The sequence below is a fragment of the Marinobacter sediminum genome (assembly GCF_016820575.1).
Lineage (GTDB): Bacteria > Pseudomonadota > Gammaproteobacteria > Pseudomonadales > Oleiphilaceae > Marinobacter > Marinobacter sediminum.
In genome coordinates this window covers 42,160-59,733 of sequence record NZ_JAEMQH010000002.1, presented here as the reverse complement: position 1 = coordinate 59,733, position 17,574 = coordinate 42,160, and the positions used below count along the sequence as shown (strand labels likewise).

At 60.5% G+C, this 17,574-nt stretch carries 17 protein-coding genes; 5 read left to right on the top strand and 12 right to left on the bottom strand.

Annotation, left to right across the window (positions count from 1 at the left end):
- Positions 1-3: 3 nt before the first annotated feature.
- From FGO67_RS07095 to FGO67_RS07080, 4 genes are all read right to left on the bottom strand, one after another.
- Entirely contained in the window at positions 4-666 is a 663-nt protein-coding gene (locus FGO67_RS07095) for an NAD-dependent epimerase/dehydratase family protein (protein ID WP_238942366.1), read from the bottom strand.
- Between the two features lie 178 nt (positions 667-844).
- Positions 845-2,371: a tripartite tricarboxylate transporter permease gene (locus FGO67_RS07090; RefSeq protein ID WP_203300052.1), complete on the bottom strand. Its 1,527-nt coding sequence runs from the start codon at positions 2,369-2,371 to the stop codon at positions 845-847.
- Positions 2,371-2,817, bottom strand: coding sequence for a tripartite tricarboxylate transporter TctB family protein (locus tag FGO67_RS07085; protein ID WP_041339621.1), 447 nt, complete (start codon positions 2,815-2,817; stop codon positions 2,371-2,373). Before FGO67_RS07085 ends, FGO67_RS07090 begins: the two co-directional genes overlap by 1 nt.
- Entirely contained in the window at positions 2,814-3,791 is a 978-nt protein-coding gene (locus tag FGO67_RS07080) for a Bug family tripartite tricarboxylate transporter substrate binding protein (RefSeq protein ID WP_203300051.1), read from the bottom strand. The genes FGO67_RS07085 and FGO67_RS07080 overlap by 4 nt, the downstream gene beginning before the upstream one ends.
- Positions 3,792-4,062: 271 nt before the next feature.
- Here FGO67_RS07080 and FGO67_RS07075 point away from each other — a divergent pair, with 271 nt between their 5' ends.
- Positions 4,063-5,652 (top strand): ATP-binding protein, encoded by a 1,590-nt coding sequence (locus tag FGO67_RS07075; RefSeq protein WP_203300050.1) that lies wholly within the window; start codon positions 4,063-4,065, stop codon positions 5,650-5,652.
- Positions 5,649-6,350: a response regulator gene (locus FGO67_RS07070; protein ID WP_203300049.1), complete on the top strand. Its 702-nt coding sequence runs from the start codon at positions 5,649-5,651 to the stop codon at positions 6,348-6,350. The genes FGO67_RS07075 and FGO67_RS07070 overlap by 4 nt, the downstream gene beginning before the upstream one ends.
- On the opposite strand, the gene mtgA is transcribed toward FGO67_RS07070, so the two are convergent.
- Complete coding sequence (gene mtgA, locus FGO67_RS07065; protein ID WP_203300048.1) at positions 6,326-7,027, bottom strand: monofunctional biosynthetic peptidoglycan transglycosylase; 702 nt, start codon at positions 7,025-7,027, stop codon at positions 6,326-6,328. The two genes, FGO67_RS07070 and mtgA, sit on opposite strands and share 25 nt — an antisense overlap.
- A 156-nt stretch (positions 7,028-7,183) precedes the next feature.
- Here mtgA and FGO67_RS07060 point away from each other — a divergent pair, with 156 nt between their 5' ends.
- On the top strand, positions 7,184-7,699 hold the full coding sequence (locus FGO67_RS07060) for a DUF2244 domain-containing protein (protein ID WP_238942297.1): 516 nt from the start codon (positions 7,184-7,186) through the stop codon (positions 7,697-7,699).
- On the opposite strand, the gene FGO67_RS07055 is transcribed toward FGO67_RS07060, so the two are convergent.
- Entirely contained in the window at positions 7,696-8,598 is a 903-nt protein-coding gene (locus FGO67_RS07055) for an alpha/beta hydrolase (protein WP_203300047.1), read from the bottom strand. The two genes, FGO67_RS07060 and FGO67_RS07055, sit on opposite strands and share 4 nt — an antisense overlap.
- Before the next feature lie 122 nt (positions 8,599-8,720).
- On the opposite strand from FGO67_RS07055, the gene FGO67_RS07050 reads away from it, so the two are divergent.
- Entirely contained in the window at positions 8,721-9,764 is a 1,044-nt protein-coding gene (locus FGO67_RS07050; RefSeq protein ID WP_203300046.1) for a GlxA family transcriptional regulator, read from the top strand.
- Here the strand turns inward: FGO67_RS07050 and FGO67_RS07045 are convergent.
- Positions 9,758-10,543: a substrate-binding periplasmic protein gene (locus FGO67_RS07045; RefSeq protein WP_203300045.1), complete on the bottom strand. Its 786-nt coding sequence runs from the start codon at positions 10,541-10,543 to the stop codon at positions 9,758-9,760. The genes FGO67_RS07050 and FGO67_RS07045 overlap by 7 nt on opposite strands.
- A gap of 137 nt (positions 10,544-10,680) precedes the next feature.
- Positions 10,681-11,583: a diacylglycerol/lipid kinase family protein gene (locus FGO67_RS07040; RefSeq protein WP_203300044.1), complete on the bottom strand. Its 903-nt coding sequence runs from the start codon at positions 11,581-11,583 to the stop codon at positions 10,681-10,683.
- 251 nt (positions 11,584-11,834) lie between these two features.
- Here FGO67_RS07040 and FGO67_RS07035 point away from each other — a divergent pair, with 251 nt between their 5' ends.
- Positions 11,835-12,725, top strand: coding sequence for a haloalkane dehalogenase (locus FGO67_RS07035; RefSeq protein WP_203300043.1), 891 nt, complete (start codon positions 11,835-11,837; stop codon positions 12,723-12,725).
- 7 nt (positions 12,726-12,732) lie between these two features.
- Here FGO67_RS07035 and rarD read toward each other — a convergent pair whose 3' ends face one another.
- From rarD to FGO67_RS07015, 4 genes are all read right to left on the bottom strand, one after another.
- Complete coding sequence (rarD, locus tag FGO67_RS07030) at positions 12,733-13,623, bottom strand: EamA family transporter RarD (protein WP_203300042.1); 891 nt, start codon at positions 13,621-13,623, stop codon at positions 12,733-12,735.
- Positions 13,620-14,507 (bottom strand): DMT family transporter, encoded by an 888-nt coding sequence (locus FGO67_RS07025; protein ID WP_203300041.1) that lies wholly within the window; start codon positions 14,505-14,507, stop codon positions 13,620-13,622. Before FGO67_RS07025 ends, rarD begins: the two co-directional genes overlap by 4 nt.
- A 117-nt stretch (positions 14,508-14,624) precedes the next feature.
- Complete coding sequence (locus FGO67_RS07020) at positions 14,625-16,820, bottom strand: hypothetical protein (RefSeq protein ID WP_203300040.1); 2,196 nt, start codon at positions 16,818-16,820, stop codon at positions 14,625-14,627.
- Positions 16,821-17,552: a TVP38/TMEM64 family protein gene (locus FGO67_RS07015; protein WP_203300039.1), complete on the bottom strand. Its 732-nt coding sequence runs from the start codon at positions 17,550-17,552 to the stop codon at positions 16,821-16,823. It abuts the gene before it with no gap.
- Positions 17,553-17,574 lie beyond the last annotated feature (22 nt).

Here is a 17,574-nt window from a genome sequence, read left to right as displayed (position 1 = left end):
TGGTTAGCCTGCCAACTTCTGGATCTCGGGATAATCCCGCAGGTGCTGGACAGGTTCCGCAGGGGTTGTCATTTCCAGCGCACAGACTTCATTGACCATGGCCTGGGCCACGGTGGATGCTCGCACGCCGCGGTATTTTTCCAGCGGGCCGAGCAAGACCCGGTTCACCAGGGGCATCAGCTTGATACCCAGGGCCTCGGCGGTGCGCTGTTCCTGCCGGTCACCGAGCAAAAGGCTGGGATGGTAGACCGAGAGGTAGGAGTAGCCGAGTTCGCGAACTGCGTTTTCAAGTTCGCCCTTGACCCGGTTATAGAAAATGGTGGAATCCGAGGAGGCACCAATGGCGGACATCAGAATGAACGCCCGTGCACCGGCCGCCCGTCCCAAGCGCGCAGCCTCCAGGCTGTAGCCGAAATCCACCTTACGGAACTGCTCACGCGAGCCCGCCTTCTTGATGGTGGTGCCCAGGCAACAAACGATTGCATCCACGGCGAACAGATCGGCACTGGCTTGCAGATCGTCAAAGTCCACTTGATGCTGGATCAGCTTGCGGTGTTCAGGGCCAACCCGGCGACGCACCGGCGCTATCACCGAAGTCACCTCTGGCCGCTCTAGCAGTTTCTCCACCACTGCCGCTCCGGTCAGTCCGGTGGCTCCCAGTACCATGACGTTCAACGCGTTGCCTCCTGAATGAACAACAAAAATAAAACCTTCTTATGAAGCCCACAGCCACTACAGCATAAGTGATTATCTGCCAGACATAAAAAAGCACCGGGCATCCCAAAGGGGAAACCCGGTGCAAAGCTGACAACAGATCGTCTAAGGCGTGATCTTCGCTACCCGCTCAGTCGCTGACCGGGCTTTCTTTCATGGCCGCATTCATGCGCCGGCGCAGCAGTGGCCCGACCACATACGGCAGTACCAGACCAAGACCAGCAACGACCCACAGCCCCACGGCCAGCGAGCTACCCCAGAGAATGCTCCAGGAACCGTCCGACAGGATCAGCGCATGGCCCAGGTTCTTCTCCATTTCCGGCCCCAGCAACAGGCCCAGAATGATCGGCACCAACGGGATTTCCAGCTTGCGCAGGAAGTAACCCGCGACACCAAAGGCCACCATGAAGTACAGGTCGAAGGTGCTGTGACTGATGGAGTAGATGCCTACGAAGGCCACCATGGTCACGATTGGCAACAGGTACATCGGGGGCACCGACAGCAACTTCACGAAGAAGCCCACAAGTGGGATGTTGAGCAGCAACAGCATGACGTTACCGATCAACAGTGCGGCGATGACACCCCAGACAATGTCGGCGTTCTGGGTAAACATCAGCGGGCCCGGCGTGATGTTCAGAGAGATCAGCATGGCCAGCAGAACCGCCGTGGTGCCACTACCCGGCACGCCCAGGGTCAGCATCGGCACCAGCGCACCGGAAGAGGCGCCGTTGTTGCCAGCCTCTGGCGCCACCACACCGCGAATATCGCCTTCGCCAAACTTGCCTTTCTTGCCCAGCACCTGCTTTTCCAGGGTGTAGCTGATAAAGCTGCCCAGGGACGCCCCGGCACCTGGCAATACTCCGGCGATAAAGCCGAGTACACCGCCGCGCAACTGGGTCGGGATGGTGCTGACCAGCTCCTTGAAACTCAGCGTCAACTTGCCCACGTTGATCTTCTCGCGGCCGCCGCCAACACGGGACTCGACAAAGAACAGCAGCTCCGAAATCGCGAACAGACCGACAATCGCCAGGATGAAGTCGATACCCTCGTACAGCTCCAGCACACCAAAGGTGTAACGCTGGGTGCCGGTGGAGATGTCGATACCCACGGTCGAGATCATGATGCCGATGGTGGCGGCAATCACCGTCTTCATCGGGTTCTTGCCGGTGATGCCGCCGAGGGTGGCAAAGGCCAGCAGGAACAACGCGAAGTACTCGGCCGGGCCAAAGGTCAGGGCAAACTTGGCCAGAATCGGCGCCAACATGATCAGACCGATGGTTCCGATCAGGCCACCAGCGAACGACGCCACGGCAGAGATCGCCAGGGCGTCAGCAGCACGGCCTTTCTGAGCCATGGGGTAGCCGTCGAGGCAGGTCATCATGGCCGGCTCGTCACCGGGAATGTTAAGCAGAATCGAAGAGATCCGGCCACCGTACATGGCTCCGGCGTAAACCGCGGTCAGCAGGATCATGGCGGTTTCCGGCGGCAGCCCCAGGGTAAATGCCAGCGGGATCAGGATGGCAACACCGTTGGCCGGGCCCAGGCCAGGCAGACAGCCGATCAGGGTACCCACGAAGGCCCCGAACAGCGCGAACATCAGGTTATAGGGGGTCAGCGCGACCGCAAACCCTTCCATCAAAAAGCCTAAGGTTTCCATCACTCTACCTCCAGCAGGCCGGCAGGCAGACTCAGGTCCAGGCCGTAGTTAAACAGGACAAACACCACCACCGCACTGATCAGGCCAGTAATAAACGCCATGCGTGGCCTCGCGCCCATGCGCCAGCTGAGCGTACCAACCGCCAGCGTGGTCGAAATAATGAAGCCCAAGGGTTCCATCAGCAGCGCATAGACAATCAGCACCACCACCGAGGTCACCAGTTCCAGAGCGGTTTTGCGCACTGGCCACTGGGCATCGGGGTCGGGCTTGACCATCAGGTACAGGCTGCCGATCACCAACACAAAGGCAAGGATGGTGGGAAACGTTTCCGGGCCCACGCCCTCGGCGCCGCCAAACGGCTCGGGCCACTGCTGCGCAGCCCAGCCGTAGGCAACGGCGAGGACCAGAAGGCCCAAGCCGAGGATTCGATCACCAAAACCTGTCATTTCAGCAGCCCGATTTCACGAGACAGGGTTTCGATGTCCTGCACCTGCTGACGCACGAAGCTTTCAAACTCGTTCGCCGGCGGATGGAACGGGATCAGCCCGTTGCTTTTCATCACCTTTTTCCACTCTTCGCTGGCGTACAGCTTGTCCACAGCGGCTACCCAGTATTCCTTGGATTCCTCAGAGGCGCCTTCGGGCATGTAGAAGCCGCGCCAGTTCGGGCCCAGGGCATCAATACCCTGCTCGCGGGCCGTCGGAATGTGGCTGAATTTGCCGGGCAGGCGCTCCTCAGACAGCACCGCCAGCACCCGCAGGTCGCCGGAATCCATGAAGCCGGTGGCTTCGGACACGTCACCGGTAAAGGCATCGACCTGGCCACCCACGACCTGAGTCATGGCCTCACCGCCATTGTTGTACGACAGGTAAGGAATGGAGGGGAGCTTCTCGACACCGGCCGCCTTGGCAGCGATCAGCACCTTCAGATGGTCCCAGCCGCCGCGAGCGCTGCCGCCGGAGAACTTGACCGACTTGGGGTTCGCTTTCACGGCTTCGAAAAGCTGATTCAGGTTCTGGTACTCGGAGTCTTTGGAGACAGCAATAATGCCGTAGTCAGCGCCCAGGGCACCGACCCACTTCACCATACCGGCGTCCATACCCGGAAACTGCTTCTGGGCCAGGCGGGTGGTGGTTGCGGTAGATGCGGCAACGATCAGCTTGTCATCGTCGGCGCGCTTGCTGACGGTGTGGGCGAAGGCAACGCCACCGCCGGCACCGGCCATATTGACGGTCTGGACACTGCCTTCCACCAGGCCGAGTTCCTGCATGACATTACCGACGCTACGGCAGGTAAAATCCCAGCCGCCGCCCGGATCAGCCGGTGCGATACATTCCACTTTGCCGGAGGGTTGCCAGGCCAGCGCGGAAACACTAAAGGCAGCCATGGCTACAAAAGACAGGGTTCGCTTGATCATCATTGGGTTCACCTCTGGTTTGTTGTTGTGATAGCTCCTCTGTTCCGCCGCTCGATAAACGTGCTGTGGGAGCCATTCGCCCATAGACTAGAAGCGAACACCGGACGCCTAAAGTTTGTGCGCGTAAATACCTATAAAGAACCTAAAGGCTTTTTTGTGCATAAAGTTCACGGGCAAAAACCACGCCGGTGCTTTAACCTGAATCAAAACGACAACAACACTCCGGCAGCATTCCAACAACATCGTGTTTCGAAAAACCAAACTGAAAACCCGAATGATTCTGACCCTCGGCCTGGTCAGCGCCCTGCAGACAGCGCTGATCGGTGTCTTTGCCGGGTACTATCTGAGCGAATCCCTGTACGAGGAAATCGGCCAACGGGCATTGATGGTCGCCAAGACCGTGGCCGCCACGCCGGCAGTGATCGAGGGCGTAGAGCAACGCGACACTGGCAGCCTGAATCGGTTGGCCAACCGGCTGACCGAGACCAACGAGGCCCTGTTTATTGTTATTGGTGACGACCAGGCGGTGCGCCTCGCCCATCCGGATCCGTCACGCCTGGGTTATTCCATGGCGGATGATGACGGTGACACTGGTCGTCAGGCCCTGATCGACGGCCAGGCCTACATTGCCCGCGCCTTCGGCAGTCTCGGCGAATCCATGCGCGGCAAGGCACCGGTGATCAACCCGGCCAGTGGTGACATCGTCGGCATCGTGTCGGTCGGCTACGGCGTCGACCAGGTTGAAACCACCATCCAGCGCTACAATTTCGTGCTCTATGGTGTGGTCGGGGTGATGTTGCTGGTTAGCATCCTCGCCGCCATCATCATCGCCAGTCGCTTCAAACAGGCCATCTTCGGGCTGGAACCGGAGGAAATCGCCCGGCTGTTCCAGGAACGGGATGCCACCCTGCAATCGGTGCGTGAGGGCATCATTGCCATCAATCGTGACGGCATCATCACCACGGTGAACCGCACGGCCCTGAAGACCCTGGGCCTGGAACCGGACATGGCCCTGGCGGGAAAGCCGATCCTTGAAGTGCTGCCGGAAAGCGACTTGATGTCGGTTCTGAAAACCGGGGAGCCGGATTTTGACCGGGAAGTCTGGCTCAGGAACCGTCAGATGATCGTTAACCGACTGCCAGTGCGCGAGGGCGACGACATTACCGGCGTGGTGGCCAGTTTCCGGCTGCGGGACGAGGTGGACCAGGTTAGCCGCCAGCTCACCCGGATACAGCAATACGCCGATACCCTGCGCAGCCAGACCCACGAATACTCCAACAAGCTGCACACCATCGCCGGCCTGATCCAGATTGGCGCCACCGACGAGGCACTCAGCCTGATTGGTAGTGAAGTCAGCGATCACCAGGCACTGATTCAGTTGCTGCTGGAAGCGGTGCCCGATCCGGTCATCGCCGGGTGCCTGCTCGGCAAGTACAACCGGGCCCGGGAAATGGGCCTGGTGCTGAACATTGACCCCGGCAGCCAGATGGCCAACATGCCCGACGACCTTCCCAGGGAGCAGCTGGTAAGCGTGCTTGGCAACCTGATTGATAACGCCCTTGAGGCCACACGCCTGGCGACCGGCGAAGGCGGACAGGTCGCGCTGTCGATGACGGATCTTGGCGACGACCTGATTTTCGAGGTGGAAGATCAGGGCGCCGGCGTCCCGGAGGCGGACCGGGAGCGAATCTTTGAGAAAGGTGTCAGCACCAAAGCCGGCACCGCTCGTGGCTATGGCCTACACCTGGTCAGTCAATTCCTGACTCGGTGGGGTGGCTCGATCACGGTCGAGAATCTCACCACCGGCGGCAGCCGCTTTACTCTGTATCTACCCAAACGAGCCCACGGGGGGACCAGTCATTGACCACCATACGCCTGCTGATCATCGAAGATGACCGTAAAATTGCGGAAATTCAGCGACGTTTTGTTGAACGTCTGGACGACGTCGAGCTCTGCGGCATTGCGCACACGCTGGCCGATGCCCGGGATCTGATCGATGTACTAAGCCCCGACCTGATCCTGCTCGACGTCTACTTTCCCGATGGCAACGGCCTGGACCTGCTGCGGGAACTGCGGGCCTCGGACAGCGCCAGCGATGTCATTCTGATCACCGCCGCCAAAGAAGTGGACACCCTGCGCAGCGCGTTGCGCGGCGGGGTTTTCGACTACATCCTAAAGCCACTGGTGTTTGAACGTCTGGAGGACGCAGTAAACCGCTATCGGGACCACCTGAACCGGTTGTCCGGCCTGGACCAGGTCGCCCAGAAAGAAGTGGATGCGCTGTTACCCCGCAGCGGCGGGGACGAAGGCCATGCGGAAACAGCGGATACCGACAGGCTGCCAAAAGGCATTGATGGCATTACCCTGGACAAAATCCGTGAGGTGCTGACAACCGGAGACGAGTGGAGTGCCGAGGAAGTCGGCGCCGCCATGGGCGCCTCTCGCACCACGGCCCGGCGCTACCTGGAGTTTCTGGTGGGCCGTGGCGAAGCGGCGGCAGAGGTCAGCTACGGCAACGTCGGCCGACCGGAACGGCGCTATTGCAGCGTGTCGCGCAAATAATTCAGGCCCGACAACTGGGCCATCTGGCCGCGAATCCAGGATACCCGCTCCCAGACATACGCCGACGGCGATACCGCACTGAGAGTCTTGGGGTTAGGCAGCACGGCCGCCAGTCGCGCGGCCTGGATCGGCGATAGCTGGCTGGCTGAAACGCCGAAATAACGCCGGCTCGCCGCCTCCACGCCATAAATCCCGGGGCCAAACTCGGCGATATTGAGATAGACCTCCATAATCCGCCGCTTCGGCCACAACCCCTCAATTCCCAGCGCCAGCCCGGCCTCCAGAGCCTTGCGCACAAAGCTTCGGCCATTCCACAGAAACAGGTTCTTGGCGGTCTGCTGGGTGATGGTACTGGCGCCCCGCAGGCCCTCGCCCGCCTGGTACTCGGCCAGCGCCTTACGGATGGCAGCGAAATCCACGCCCCAATGCTCGGGGAACCGCTGATCCTCGCTGGCTACCACCGCCAGTGGCATCCACGGAGAAATCTCCGACAACGGCACCCAGTGCTGATGCAGGGCCTGGTCGGGCTGCGACAGCCGGTGGCCCAGCATGAAACTGGAGGTGGGCGGATTGACGAACCGCAGCAGCACAATCACGGCCAGCAGCAACAGCAGTGTTCCCGCCAGTACCCACGCCAGTTTGCTCAGAGATCTTCGGATGAGGGATTTTCGCGCCACAGATTCGCTACCAGGCCGTGTTGACTATCATTACTATCAGGCCGCCAGTATGTCGTGGTTTGCCCCCCATTTGAATTACCGATCCTTCAGACGCGGGCGATCATCGGAGTGGCACCACCCGTCGTATACCGAGAAGGTCGATTCCATAGGCATTGAATGATGGTCGAGCATCTCAACTCCCAGGACGGCGTTCGGCTTCTGCTGACGCCCAACCGCTCATTGAGCTGGCGTGGCAACGTCCAGATCTGGCTGGCACTGCTGGCTCTCTCCGCGCTGATTGCCACCGGCATGGCGTTAGCCGGCGCCTGGGTTATCGTGCCATTCGCCGGGCTGGAACTCGCTGCCCTGGCCGCCGGCATTTACCTGACCTCCCGGGCCTGCCAACGGCGGGAGGTATTGACCATTGGCGAGAGCAGCATCCACCTGGAAAAAGGCCGCACCCGGAAGCTTTCGGAGTGGACCCTGCCCCGGCCCTACGTGAGAGTTCACCTGGACGCTCCTGTCCACCCGTTTGCGCCACCGAAGCTGGCGCTGATTCATCGCGACACCGAGATCTCGCTGGGCAGTTTTCTCAATGTCGACGATACCGAGAGGCTGGTTCAGCTGCTCGAATCACGGGGTATTGTCATCGAACGAAAAACGCCCGATCCGGAGATCGGGCTGTGGTTCTAGGCCGCTGTTGCCATGAATTGCTGGATCCGTTCCAGCACGCTTGGGTGCCAGAGCAACTTGTTGTGCCCCAGCCCCTGGGTTTGCATCCGTTCAGATCCGGCCCACTGCAAATGAACCTGATCGCTATGACTGGCCGGCACCGACTTGTCATCCCGGTCGATCACCACCAGCCCCCGGGCTGTGATCTTGGGCGCCAGGGCGTCGAATGAGAACTGCTGCCACACTTGTGCCCCGAATGCCTGCTCCATGCGCCGACGATGCTCAGTTACCATGGCCTGCGAGAACCCAAGTTCAGCACCGAATCCGGCAACTACTGAATCGAGATCCTTCGGCGGGGCCAGCAACACCAGCCGCTGGGCCTGGACGCCATCCACCACCGCCCGGGCTGCTGCCAGGCTGCCCAGGGAATGGGCGATGATGGTGTCGATGGGACCAACACTGGCAGCCACCTTGGTGACAGCCTCGGTCATCTCGTACAGGCTCGACCGCCTGCCCTGGGCCCGGCCATGGCCCGGTGCATCAAACACCACCACCCGATAACCGGCACTAACCAGCGGCTTCACGAAAGCCCCAAATTGGATACCGCCGCTCGACCAACCGTGGACCATCAGCACCACCGGGCCATAGCCCCAGCTGTACACCGGAATCGTAACGGCACCGAGCTGAATCTGGCTGTAGCTGTCGGCCTCATCTAGCAGGGACTCGTACCGAATCGGTAACGGCAGCCGTCGCGGCGAGAAGAACAACCCCTCAGCAATATTGCCGGCCGTGTGCGGCGCTACCCGATAAAGCATTTGCAGAGCTTTCCCTACCGCGGCGACACCAGAGTTCCGGGCCGGAACGCGGTCAAGAGGAACACGTGTTGCAGAGCCTGTGTTGGTTGTGAATTGAGCAGTCATGACCCTTCCTCCTTCGCTGTCGGCCGAGGGGCCGACCTGATTGACAGTGTCAGATTACGGCTTGCCAACCCTGCGCCGGAGTGTCATATTTGACACTGCAGATGCCAAAAAGGACATTTGTCATGATCAGAATCGCCATTGTGGCCCTGCCCTTCTGCCACGGCAGTGGTGTTATAGGCGTGATGGATTTCTTTGCTGCCGCCAATTACTGCGACCGCTGGGTCAATCGTGATGAACCCCGGTTCGAGTGCCAGATTGTCACCGTGAATGGCGAGCCGGTACGCTCCTACAGCGGCGTCCCCATCGTGCCGACAGTGAACTGGCAGGACTATCCGGCGGATGTGATCATCATTGGCTCCGCCATGGAAGCGGTACTGGGCGACCGCCATATCGATGCGGCGCTAGACATGTCACGACCGCTCCACCCCTGGTTGCGCGTAGCCGTTGAAAGGGGTGCCATCGTAGCCAGCGTTTGCACCGGCAGTTTTGTGCTGGCGGAAGCCGGATTACTGGAGCAGCATGTGGCCACCACCCACTGGCGGGCAGCACCGGCCTTTCGCCGACGCTATCCTCAGTTACGGCTCGAGAGCGAGCAACTGCTGGTGGATAACGGGCAGATTCTGTGTGCCGGTGGCGCTACCTCGTTCATGGACCTGTGCCTGTATCTGGTTGAACGGCTGGGTTCACCCGCGCTGGCCATAGCTTGCAGCAAGCTGCTGATTCTCGATGCCCGGCGTTCGGAACAGACGCCCTACATGAGCTTTTATGGCAGCCGGGCCCATCAGGACGAGAAAATTGGCGAGGTACAGGGCTGGCTGGAACAGCACTACGCCGACGCCATCGTCATCGACGAGCTGGCGGAGCGCGCACACTTGGGGCCGCGCACCTTCAAGCGCCGGTTCAAGGAAGCCACAGGCGAGACCCCACTGAGCTACCTACAGCATTTGAGGATTGAAGCCGCCAAGCACGGCCTTGAATCGACCCGACGCCAGACCGCCCAGATCATCTGGGACGTCGGTTACGAGGACGCCAGCTCATTCCGGCGACTGTTCAAGCGCAATGTCGGGTGCACCATGGAAGAGTATCGCCGCCGGTTCAGCTATGTGACACCGAAGCGCAGCAAGCCACTCCAGGCTATTTCAGCAGACTCGACAAACACTCACTGATCGTACCGCGCTGCGATAGCCTTCAGTTCCCCATCCGCCCGGGCCGCGTCCAACGCCTGCTGGAGATCAGCGACAACGGCCGGCTCGGTATTTTTGCTGAGTGCCAGGTACATGGGCGTTTCGCGGAATACCAGCACCGGTTTGAGCCCGGTGATGCCATGTTCTTCCTCCGCTACCAGCGGGCCCACAAGGCCGTCGGTAACCCACAGATCGGCTTGCCCCAGCATCAACCGGCGCGTGTTCACATCACCCGACAGACTCATGACGACATTGAACCCCTTATCGGCCAGGAATTCTGACATGACATCGCCTTTATAACCGGCAATCTGAAGATCCCGGGCATCTTCCAGTGAGTTCAGAGCGATGTCAGAGTCGGGCGCGGCAAACAGGGTCCATTTGATGGAAGCCAGAGGACCAACCCATTGGAACAGATCCTCACGCTCATCGGTGCGGGCGGTACAGAACAGCCCGTGATTTTCGCGCCCTTGAACCCAGTCGTAGGCGTAGCTCCAGGCGCGCATTTTCATGACGTAGTCGTAGTCGACCCGGGCCAGCATGGCCTTTACCATATCGCTGCAGATGCCGGTGATGTCTTCCTCGCCGTGGGCAAAGCCCTTGCCCGACGCCGACGCGTTATAAGGAGGATAGTTCTCAGTGAAGATGTACAGCCGTTCTGCCGCTGACGCCACACTGCCCGCGACCATCAAGGCCAAGGCTCCCAGGATGATCTTGAGCTTGTGCAATGAGTTTTGCATAGCCGGGGCTGATTTTCTCGGCATTGTCATTCCTTAATGGCGGTACGGATGAATAAAGTTGGTTTTCCGGCCAGTCGAGTTGGTTCACCTGGCCAGCGCCGGCCATGATCACCTGATTCGCTCGAAAAATCAGTGACAAAACGTATCTGAGGGAAGTCTGTTCAACCGATGACTGTTTCCTCGGGGGCGGCATCGGCGGTACTGACAATGGTCGGTGCAATCACCGACAGGCACTGGGGCTGGCATTCCACCTCAAGGGGCGTTTGCCCCATCACATCGCCATCGGCAGTGATGGTTTTCGGCTTACCGGTGCGGACCGAACAGCGTGCGCCCTTCAGGTGAATAATGGTGCTGGTGCGCTGGGGCGAGCGCTTGTTGAGGCGAACCATCACAAAGGTCAGCAGTAACTGCAGCAACGGCCGTGGTTTGACCGCAATCACATCCAGCTGGCCATCGTTGGCAGAGGCCTCGGGAATCTCATTACCACCGCCAAAGAAGGCGCCGCTGGCAACGGCTATCGACAACCAACGGCCTTTGACCACTCCTTTGTCGCAGCGGATCTCGGCCTTGAACCCCCGGCTGGCACTGACCCGGCGCAACAACCCCAGGCCATAACTGAACCGACCAAAGAGTTTCTTATGAGTGCCCTCGGCTTCCCGCGCAGGCAGCGTTCCGAGGCCAACATGAGCGACATTCAAAAACAGCGTCTGCCCCACTTCGGCCACGTCCACCTGCTGGGTGGTGCCCTCGGCAATGAGCGCGCACAAGCGCTCCGGCTCTTCTGGCAAGCCCAGGTTGCGCGCAAAGTCGTTTGCGGTGCCGGATGGCAGCACCGCCAGGATCGCCTGCCTGCTCCGGCAAAGACGTGCGCCCATGTTCACCGAACCATCGCCCCCGGCCACCATCACCACATCGCCCGCCTGCACCTGATTTCCCCAGACATCGTCATTAAAATCTCGGCATTGCGGTTCCGGGACACCGGCGGCCAACAGCACCTCCAGCCAGAACTCCCGTCCTCGCTCACCGGTGCCGGCTTTGGGATTTGCAATCAGCCAATGGGTCATTCGAACCTGTCCATGTTGCTCTCTGTTCTGCGCGCAAAATGCACGGCAACAAATCTGAACTTACCATACCCCAAGAGCGCCGGAGCCGCCTTACGACATTGGTTAGGGAACGACGACCGTAGGACCGCCCCCGTTGCTTTCGAGGCCAGTGTCGGACTGGCAAATTGACGCCTCCCGAAGGACTCGGCAGACTCTCCGATTAGGCCTTCCGGCCTTCTCCAAGAAGCATAACCAACCACAAGGCGGCTGCCATGGATTTCGTCCGAACTCCCGAGAATCAATTCGACCGTTTGCTGGATTACCCCTTCGAGCCCCACTACGTCGATCTGGACGGGCTGCGCATGCACTACGTCGATGAGGGGCCGGCTGACGCCAAGCCGATTCTGATGATGCACGGCGAACCGTCGTGGTCGTACCTGTACCGCCACATGATCCCGGTTTGTGCCGCCGCCGGCCATCGGGTGCTGGCACCCGACCTGATTGGCTTTGGTAAATCCGACAAGCCCACAGCGATTGACGATTACAGCTACCAGCAGCACATGGATTGGATGCAAAGCTTCATCGACAAACTGGACCTGAACGACATCACCCTGGTCTGCCAGGACTGGGGTTCGCTGTTGGGGTTGCGGCTGGCGGCGGAGAATCCGGACCGATTCCGGGCCATCGTGGTGGGTAATGGCATGCTGCCAACCGGCGATCAGAAGGCACCGTCGGCGTTCAAGATCTGGAAGAATTTCGCCCTACACAGCCCGTGGTTTCCGATTGGCCGGATCATCAACACCGGCTCGTTCCGTAAACTCGGGCCGGACGAGCTACGCGCCTATGACGCACCCTTCCCCGGCAAGAAGTACAAGGCCGGCGCCCGCGCTTTCCCGCGCCTGGTGCCGATGACACCCAATGACCCAGCCACCGAAGCCAACCGCGCTGCGTGGAAGGTGTTGGAGCAGTGGGACAAACCGTTCCTGACCACGTTCAGCAATGGCGATCCCATTACCCGCGGCGGTGACCGCTACATGCAGGATCGAATTCCCGGCGCCAAGGGACAGCCCCATGTCACGCTCAAGGGTGGTCACTTCCTGCAGGAAGACTCGCCAGTGCCCTTTGCCCAGGCCATCAACAGCCTGCTGGCAGGCCTCGCCTGAACCGGGTTCAGTTCTGGCCTGCCGGCACCCGTGGCCGGTAGTGCCAGGACGACCAGCTGTACAGTCCCAGCGCCACCCAGATAACGATGAAGCTGGTCAGTTGCACCTGGCTCAATGGCTCGTCGAAGACCAGCAATGCAATGAAGAACTGCAAGGTGGGATTGATGTACATCAGGAAGCCCACCGTGGACAGTCGCAACCGCCGGGCCGCACCGGCAAACAGCAGCAGCGGGATGGCAGTCACGATGCCGCTGGCCATCAGCAAGGCGCTCACGGATACACTGTCCCCGTAATGGGACACACCGGCGTAGCCCAGCCAGCCAAAGGTCATCAACCCCACCGGTAGCAACAACAAGGTCTCGACAAACAGCCCCGACAAACCATCCAGCAGCACCTGCTTTCGCAGCAGGCCATAGGTACCGAAAGTCAGCGCGAGCACCAGCGTAATCCAGGGCACTTCCCCGAGCATGACCAGCTGGATCAGTATGCCGATGCCAGCAAGAACCACTGCCGCCAGCTGCCACGGCCCCATGCGCTCGCGCAGCACCAGCATACCCAGCGCCACATTCACCAGCGGAGTCAGGAAATAGCCAAGGCTGGCCTGCAACACGTGGCGGGTTTCCACCGAATAGATGTAAATGCCCCAGTTGGCCGCAATCAGCAACGCACAGCCCAGTACCCGCCACAGCTGGCGCGGATTACTAAGGGCAGAACGGACCGCAGGCCAGCGCCGCAAGCCGCTGATCACCAGCGCGAGGAAGACACAGGACCAGACAATCCGGTGCACCAGGATTTCAAACGCCGGCACGCCCTCGAACAGGGCGAAGAAAAGCGGAAAGCAGCCCCAAATGGTATAGGCAGACAGGCCAAACCAGACACCGCGGGTTACATCACTCATACGGCTTTCTTCTGGGTCACCACGAGTGCCACCCCGGTAATGGCGACCAGCCCCCCAACCATCGCCAGGCCACCCAGGCGTTCATCGAACAACAGGTAGGCTTCCAAGGCAGTCACCGGCGGCACCAGATAAAACAGGCTCGCCACCTGCGACGCGGCGCCCTGACGAATCAGCCACATCAACAGTAAAATAGCGCCGATGGACACGCCCAGTACCAGCCAGGCCATGGACAGCTGCAACTGCAAACTCCACTCAACCTCGCGGGATTCCAGCGTGAAAGCGCCGATGGCAAACAGGGTTGCAGCGGCGGCATACTGGATGATGGTACCGGCAACCAGATCGGCGCCGGTGCCGTGGCGTTTCTGATACACCGTGCCCATGGAAATACCCGCCAGCGCCACCAAGGTCCAGGCGAGTGCCCAGGGCGAGATGCCCGATTCAACGCCGGCACCCCCGAACTTCTCGACCAATACCAACGACACGCCGATCAAGCCCAGGGCGAGGCCCAGCCACTGCCGGCCACTGACCGCTTCTTTCAGGAACACCACCGCCGCAGCCGCGGTAACCAGGGGCTGGAGCCCGACAATCAGCGACACGATGCCAGAAGCCATACCGTCCTGAATGGCGTAATACACCCCACCGAGATAACAGCCGTGCACCAGAATACCGGTGACCGCCAGGTGCCCGGCGCCACGCCATCCGGGCCAGCGGGTTTTCATCAACCAGGCCAGGCCGACCAGCAACACCAGGGTCAGCAGCATGCGGATCAGCAGGAGCGTAAAAGGCTCGGCAAATGGCAGACCGTATTTGGCGCCAATGAAGCCCGTGCTCCAGAGCCAGACAAACAGGGCGGGAACAAAAAACGAGAAAAAGAATGAACGCATATGTCGCAGCCGGATTACGTGAATTATTCGGTCACAGTACTCTAGACACCGTACTCTAGAAGTTAGCAGGCAAACAAAACAGATACAGAAAACTGCTTTAGAAACCGGTACAGATGATCAGTGTTTCCAGCCCGGCAACCGCACCTCAATGGTGGGTTCGTCGCGGTGCCAACGGCCCGTCCAGGTCACCTCCGGCGTTGCACCGGGGCGCGGCTGGATTGTGACGGTAACCGTCCCGAACCCGGTCGGTGCCGGCCCGAACCGTATCGGCGCTTCCTGCTCGAGCCAACGTTCGGGCACACCCGCACAGAGAATCAGCCGATCGCCCTCCTCCCGGACGAAACAGTTGCGCACCATTAACACCCACTCGGCGGACGCCCAGACGTGGTGACCATCGCCCATGCAGCCACCGCCAGTGCCCGGATGAATCGCCTCTGGCCACTGCCCGGTTGGTGATGCCAGCTCCGCCACCGCATCCATCAGCGCCAGAAACCGCGAGTCACCGGCGCGCAAAAGCACCTGGGCCACGTGCAGGGTCAGGTAGGCGTTCAGGCCCGAGTGAATCATGTCCTGATAGAAGGCGCCGTTCACGAAACAGTTCTCAAGCAAGAACTCGACGCTGTCCAATAGGCGCGGATCATCTGGTTCGCACAGCTGGGTGGGATAGCCCACGGCCAGCGAACCGATGGCACCGGCATCCAGCCGCCGATAGGGCGAGGCTGGCATGGCCCGGCGCTTGAGCCGCCGCGCGCAGCTGGCCAGACTCCGGTCCACGGTTCGGGAAAACTCCTCAGCACCGGCGGCAAACGCCTCGCTGGCTTCAGGATCGTCTTTGGCCAGCAGTGTGGCAGCGGCTTTCAGGCCGGCGATGCCCCAGAAATCATCCCAGTAATAGAAGTCATTTGGCCCCAGGTGCTCGGCACTGAAACCGGCGGGCAGGAGCCCGGCATGGGGTTTGTCGATATTCCCGCTGACCCGCTTTTTCTGTATCCAGTGCGCGCCCTTGCTGACCGGTTCAAACCAGTCCATGGCCAGTTTACGGCCGGTGATGGCATAGAACCGCTGCATGATCCACAGCACCTCACCGTTGGCATCCCATTCCCCTTCCTGAGAACGGAAATAACCGTTCTTCAACTGCCGTTCCGGAAACTGGCTCAGGGCCCGCTCGGCTCGCTGGGTCATTCCTGCACACAGGAGCGCATGTACGATAAACGCCGCATCGCGAAACCAGAACCGTTTGTAGGTGTAAGGGCCCGGGTAAACGTCATCCGGAGAGTGCAACACCAATGAGCGCAATGCTGCTTCATACAGGAATTGCCAGGTCGGATCCGGGCACTCCAGGCGCGCGTGCCCATCCAATGCTTCAGACCAGGGCTCAGGTGTGTCGCTGGCCGCGTGTTCTTTACCCAAGGGCACCGTGATGGTGAGCGCCGTGGCCTTGCCGGCCCTGACCGGAAACAGTGCCGCCGCAGTCACCAGCCCAACGTCACAGCGGCCTTCGCTCTGATCGGCAATGTCGGCCAGGTGGATGTGGACATCGCCCTGGCGATAATCCGACACATGATGACTTTGCGCCGGTCGGCTGAACAGCACCGAGTGCCGGCCATCCACTTTCCAGGCATCCCGTTGGGGCGACAATTTCACCCGCCGGATAAACGACACACCCTCGGGATTGGCCGGGCGCAGCGACACCACCAGTGACCCCGGCACGTCCGAATGACCCTGCAGCTCCAGCCGACAAACCGGCCGGCCCTGCTCCAGCACCACCTGTGCGCGGCTGATCAGCCGCAAACCGTCCATCTCAGACTCGGTCACCACGCAGGGGGTATCCTCCAATTCGAGCCATTGCCGACTGGTTTTGCAACGTGATGGCAGCAGGCAGCGGCCGTCGTCTGCCAGCAACCAGCCGTCCAGTGACCAGCCATCGTATAACGGCGTCACCAGACCTCTGGGGTCGACCACCGGCAGGTCATCCACATCGGGCAGGCCAATCGCCGTCCAGTTGCGGTTACTCAAGTTGACGTGAGTGATGGAGAAGGCCCGGGGAATGAAGGCCGGGTCATTAGGGTCGAATTGGCGCTCCACCCAGTAAGGCCAGACCCAGTCCAGATTATGCTGGATAACGCGGCTGTTGATCAGGCCACGGGCGTGAAACACCACACCAGCGCGCAACAATTCAATCGGCTCACCCACTTCCGACGGCTGGGCAAAGCTGTGCAACTTGCCCAGCAGCGTGATCGGATCCAGAAAGCCGTGCTGATGCGCCATGCGCTTGACCAGATAGCGCCAAGGTAACCATTTCATCCAGCTCATTCACTTCTCCCTCAGGTCGGTTGCCTGGGCCGCCACCCGATAGCGCGCCAAAGCCCGGCGGGCGAGCCGGTTAAAAAACAGCACTGCTGCCACCGTGCCGACAAAGCCTGCGCCGTAGATGCCCCATTCAAGTGGCGTCCTGGCGGTTTCGCGGGCACCAAGAGTCGACAGGTCCGCCGTCAGCGACCCCAGGTACACGTTGTGCAGCGAAAACGGCATCACGCCAATGAAGGTCCCGGCAACAAAGCCGCCAAAGGAAAAGTTGGTCAGTCCGAACAGGAAATTGGAAAGCTTGCCGGGAAAGAAAGGAATCAGCCGCGTCAGCAGCACGACCTTCCAACCGTGGGGAGCCATCTCACGGCTGACCGCCAGAAGCCCGACGCGGCTCTGGATATAAATGTGGGCCCGTTCACCAAGAAAGTACCGGGCAATCAGAAAGGCGATGGCAGCTCCAAGGGTTGTGCCGACCACCACATAAGTGGTGCCCTCCACCACCCCGAATACAAAGCCCGCGCCGGTGGTAAGCAGCACCCCCGGCAGCAGGAGCACCATCGCCAGTGCCATGATGGCGATGAACATGATCGCCGCCCAGGCACCCTGACGGTCCACCCAGTGCAGCAGATCCAGCACCTGACGATGGATGCCCAGGGCGTAAAGCACACCAACGATGGCAACAACGCTGGTTATACTCAGTGCCATCCAGAGAATGGGAGAGCTCTTGTAGCTGCCCATCGACACCACCTTTGGTTGGCGC

Excerpts from the sequence above, each read along its gene's own strand:
- FGO67_RS07095 (WP_238942366.1), bottom strand. The coding sequence starts at position 666 with ATGGTACTGGGAGCCACCGGACTGACCGGAGCGGCAGTGGTGGAGAAA.
- FGO67_RS07040 (WP_203300044.1), bottom strand. The coding sequence starts at position 11,583 with ATGACCCATTGGCTGATTGCAAATCCCAAAGCCGGCACCGGTGAGCGA.
- FGO67_RS07025 (WP_203300041.1), bottom strand. The coding sequence starts at position 14,507 with ATGCGTTCATTCTTTTTCTCGTTTTTTGTTCCCGCCCTGTTTGTCTGG.
- FGO67_RS07085 (WP_041339621.1), bottom strand. The coding sequence starts at position 2,817 with ATGACAGGTTTTGGTGATCGAATCCTCGGCTTGGGCCTTCTGGTCCTC.
- rarD (WP_203300042.1), bottom strand. The coding sequence starts at position 13,623 with ATGAGTGATGTAACCCGCGGTGTCTGGTTTGGCCTGTCTGCCTATACC.
- FGO67_RS07015 (WP_203300039.1), bottom strand. The coding sequence starts at position 17,552 with ATGGGCAGCTACAAGAGCTCTCCCATTCTCTGGATGGCACTGAGTATA.
- FGO67_RS07080 (WP_203300051.1), bottom strand. The coding sequence starts at position 3,791 with ATGATGATCAAGCGAACCCTGTCTTTTGTAGCCATGGCTGCCTTTAGT.
- FGO67_RS07055 (WP_203300047.1), bottom strand. The coding sequence starts at position 8,598 with ATGACTGCTCAATTCACAACCAACACAGGCTCTGCAACACGTGTTCCT.
- FGO67_RS07050 (WP_203300046.1), top strand. The coding sequence starts at position 8,721 with ATGATCAGAATCGCCATTGTGGCCCTGCCCTTCTGCCACGGCAGTGGT.
- FGO67_RS07045 (WP_203300045.1), bottom strand. The coding sequence starts at position 10,543 with ATGCCGAGAAAATCAGCCCCGGCTATGCAAAACTCATTGCACAAGCTC.
- FGO67_RS07060 (WP_238942297.1), top strand. The coding sequence starts at position 7,184 with ATGATGGTCGAGCATCTCAACTCCCAGGACGGCGTTCGGCTTCTGCTG.
- FGO67_RS07075 (WP_203300050.1), top strand. The coding sequence starts at position 4,063 with ATGATTCTGACCCTCGGCCTGGTCAGCGCCCTGCAGACAGCGCTGATC.
- FGO67_RS07090 (WP_203300052.1), bottom strand. The coding sequence starts at position 2,371 with ATGGAAACCTTAGGCTTTTTGATGGAAGGGTTTGCGGTCGCGCTGACC.
- FGO67_RS07020 (WP_203300040.1), bottom strand. The coding sequence starts at position 16,820 with ATGAGCTGGATGAAATGGTTACCTTGGCGCTATCTGGTCAAGCGCATG.
- FGO67_RS07035 (WP_203300043.1), top strand. The coding sequence starts at position 11,835 with ATGGATTTCGTCCGAACTCCCGAGAATCAATTCGACCGTTTGCTGGAT.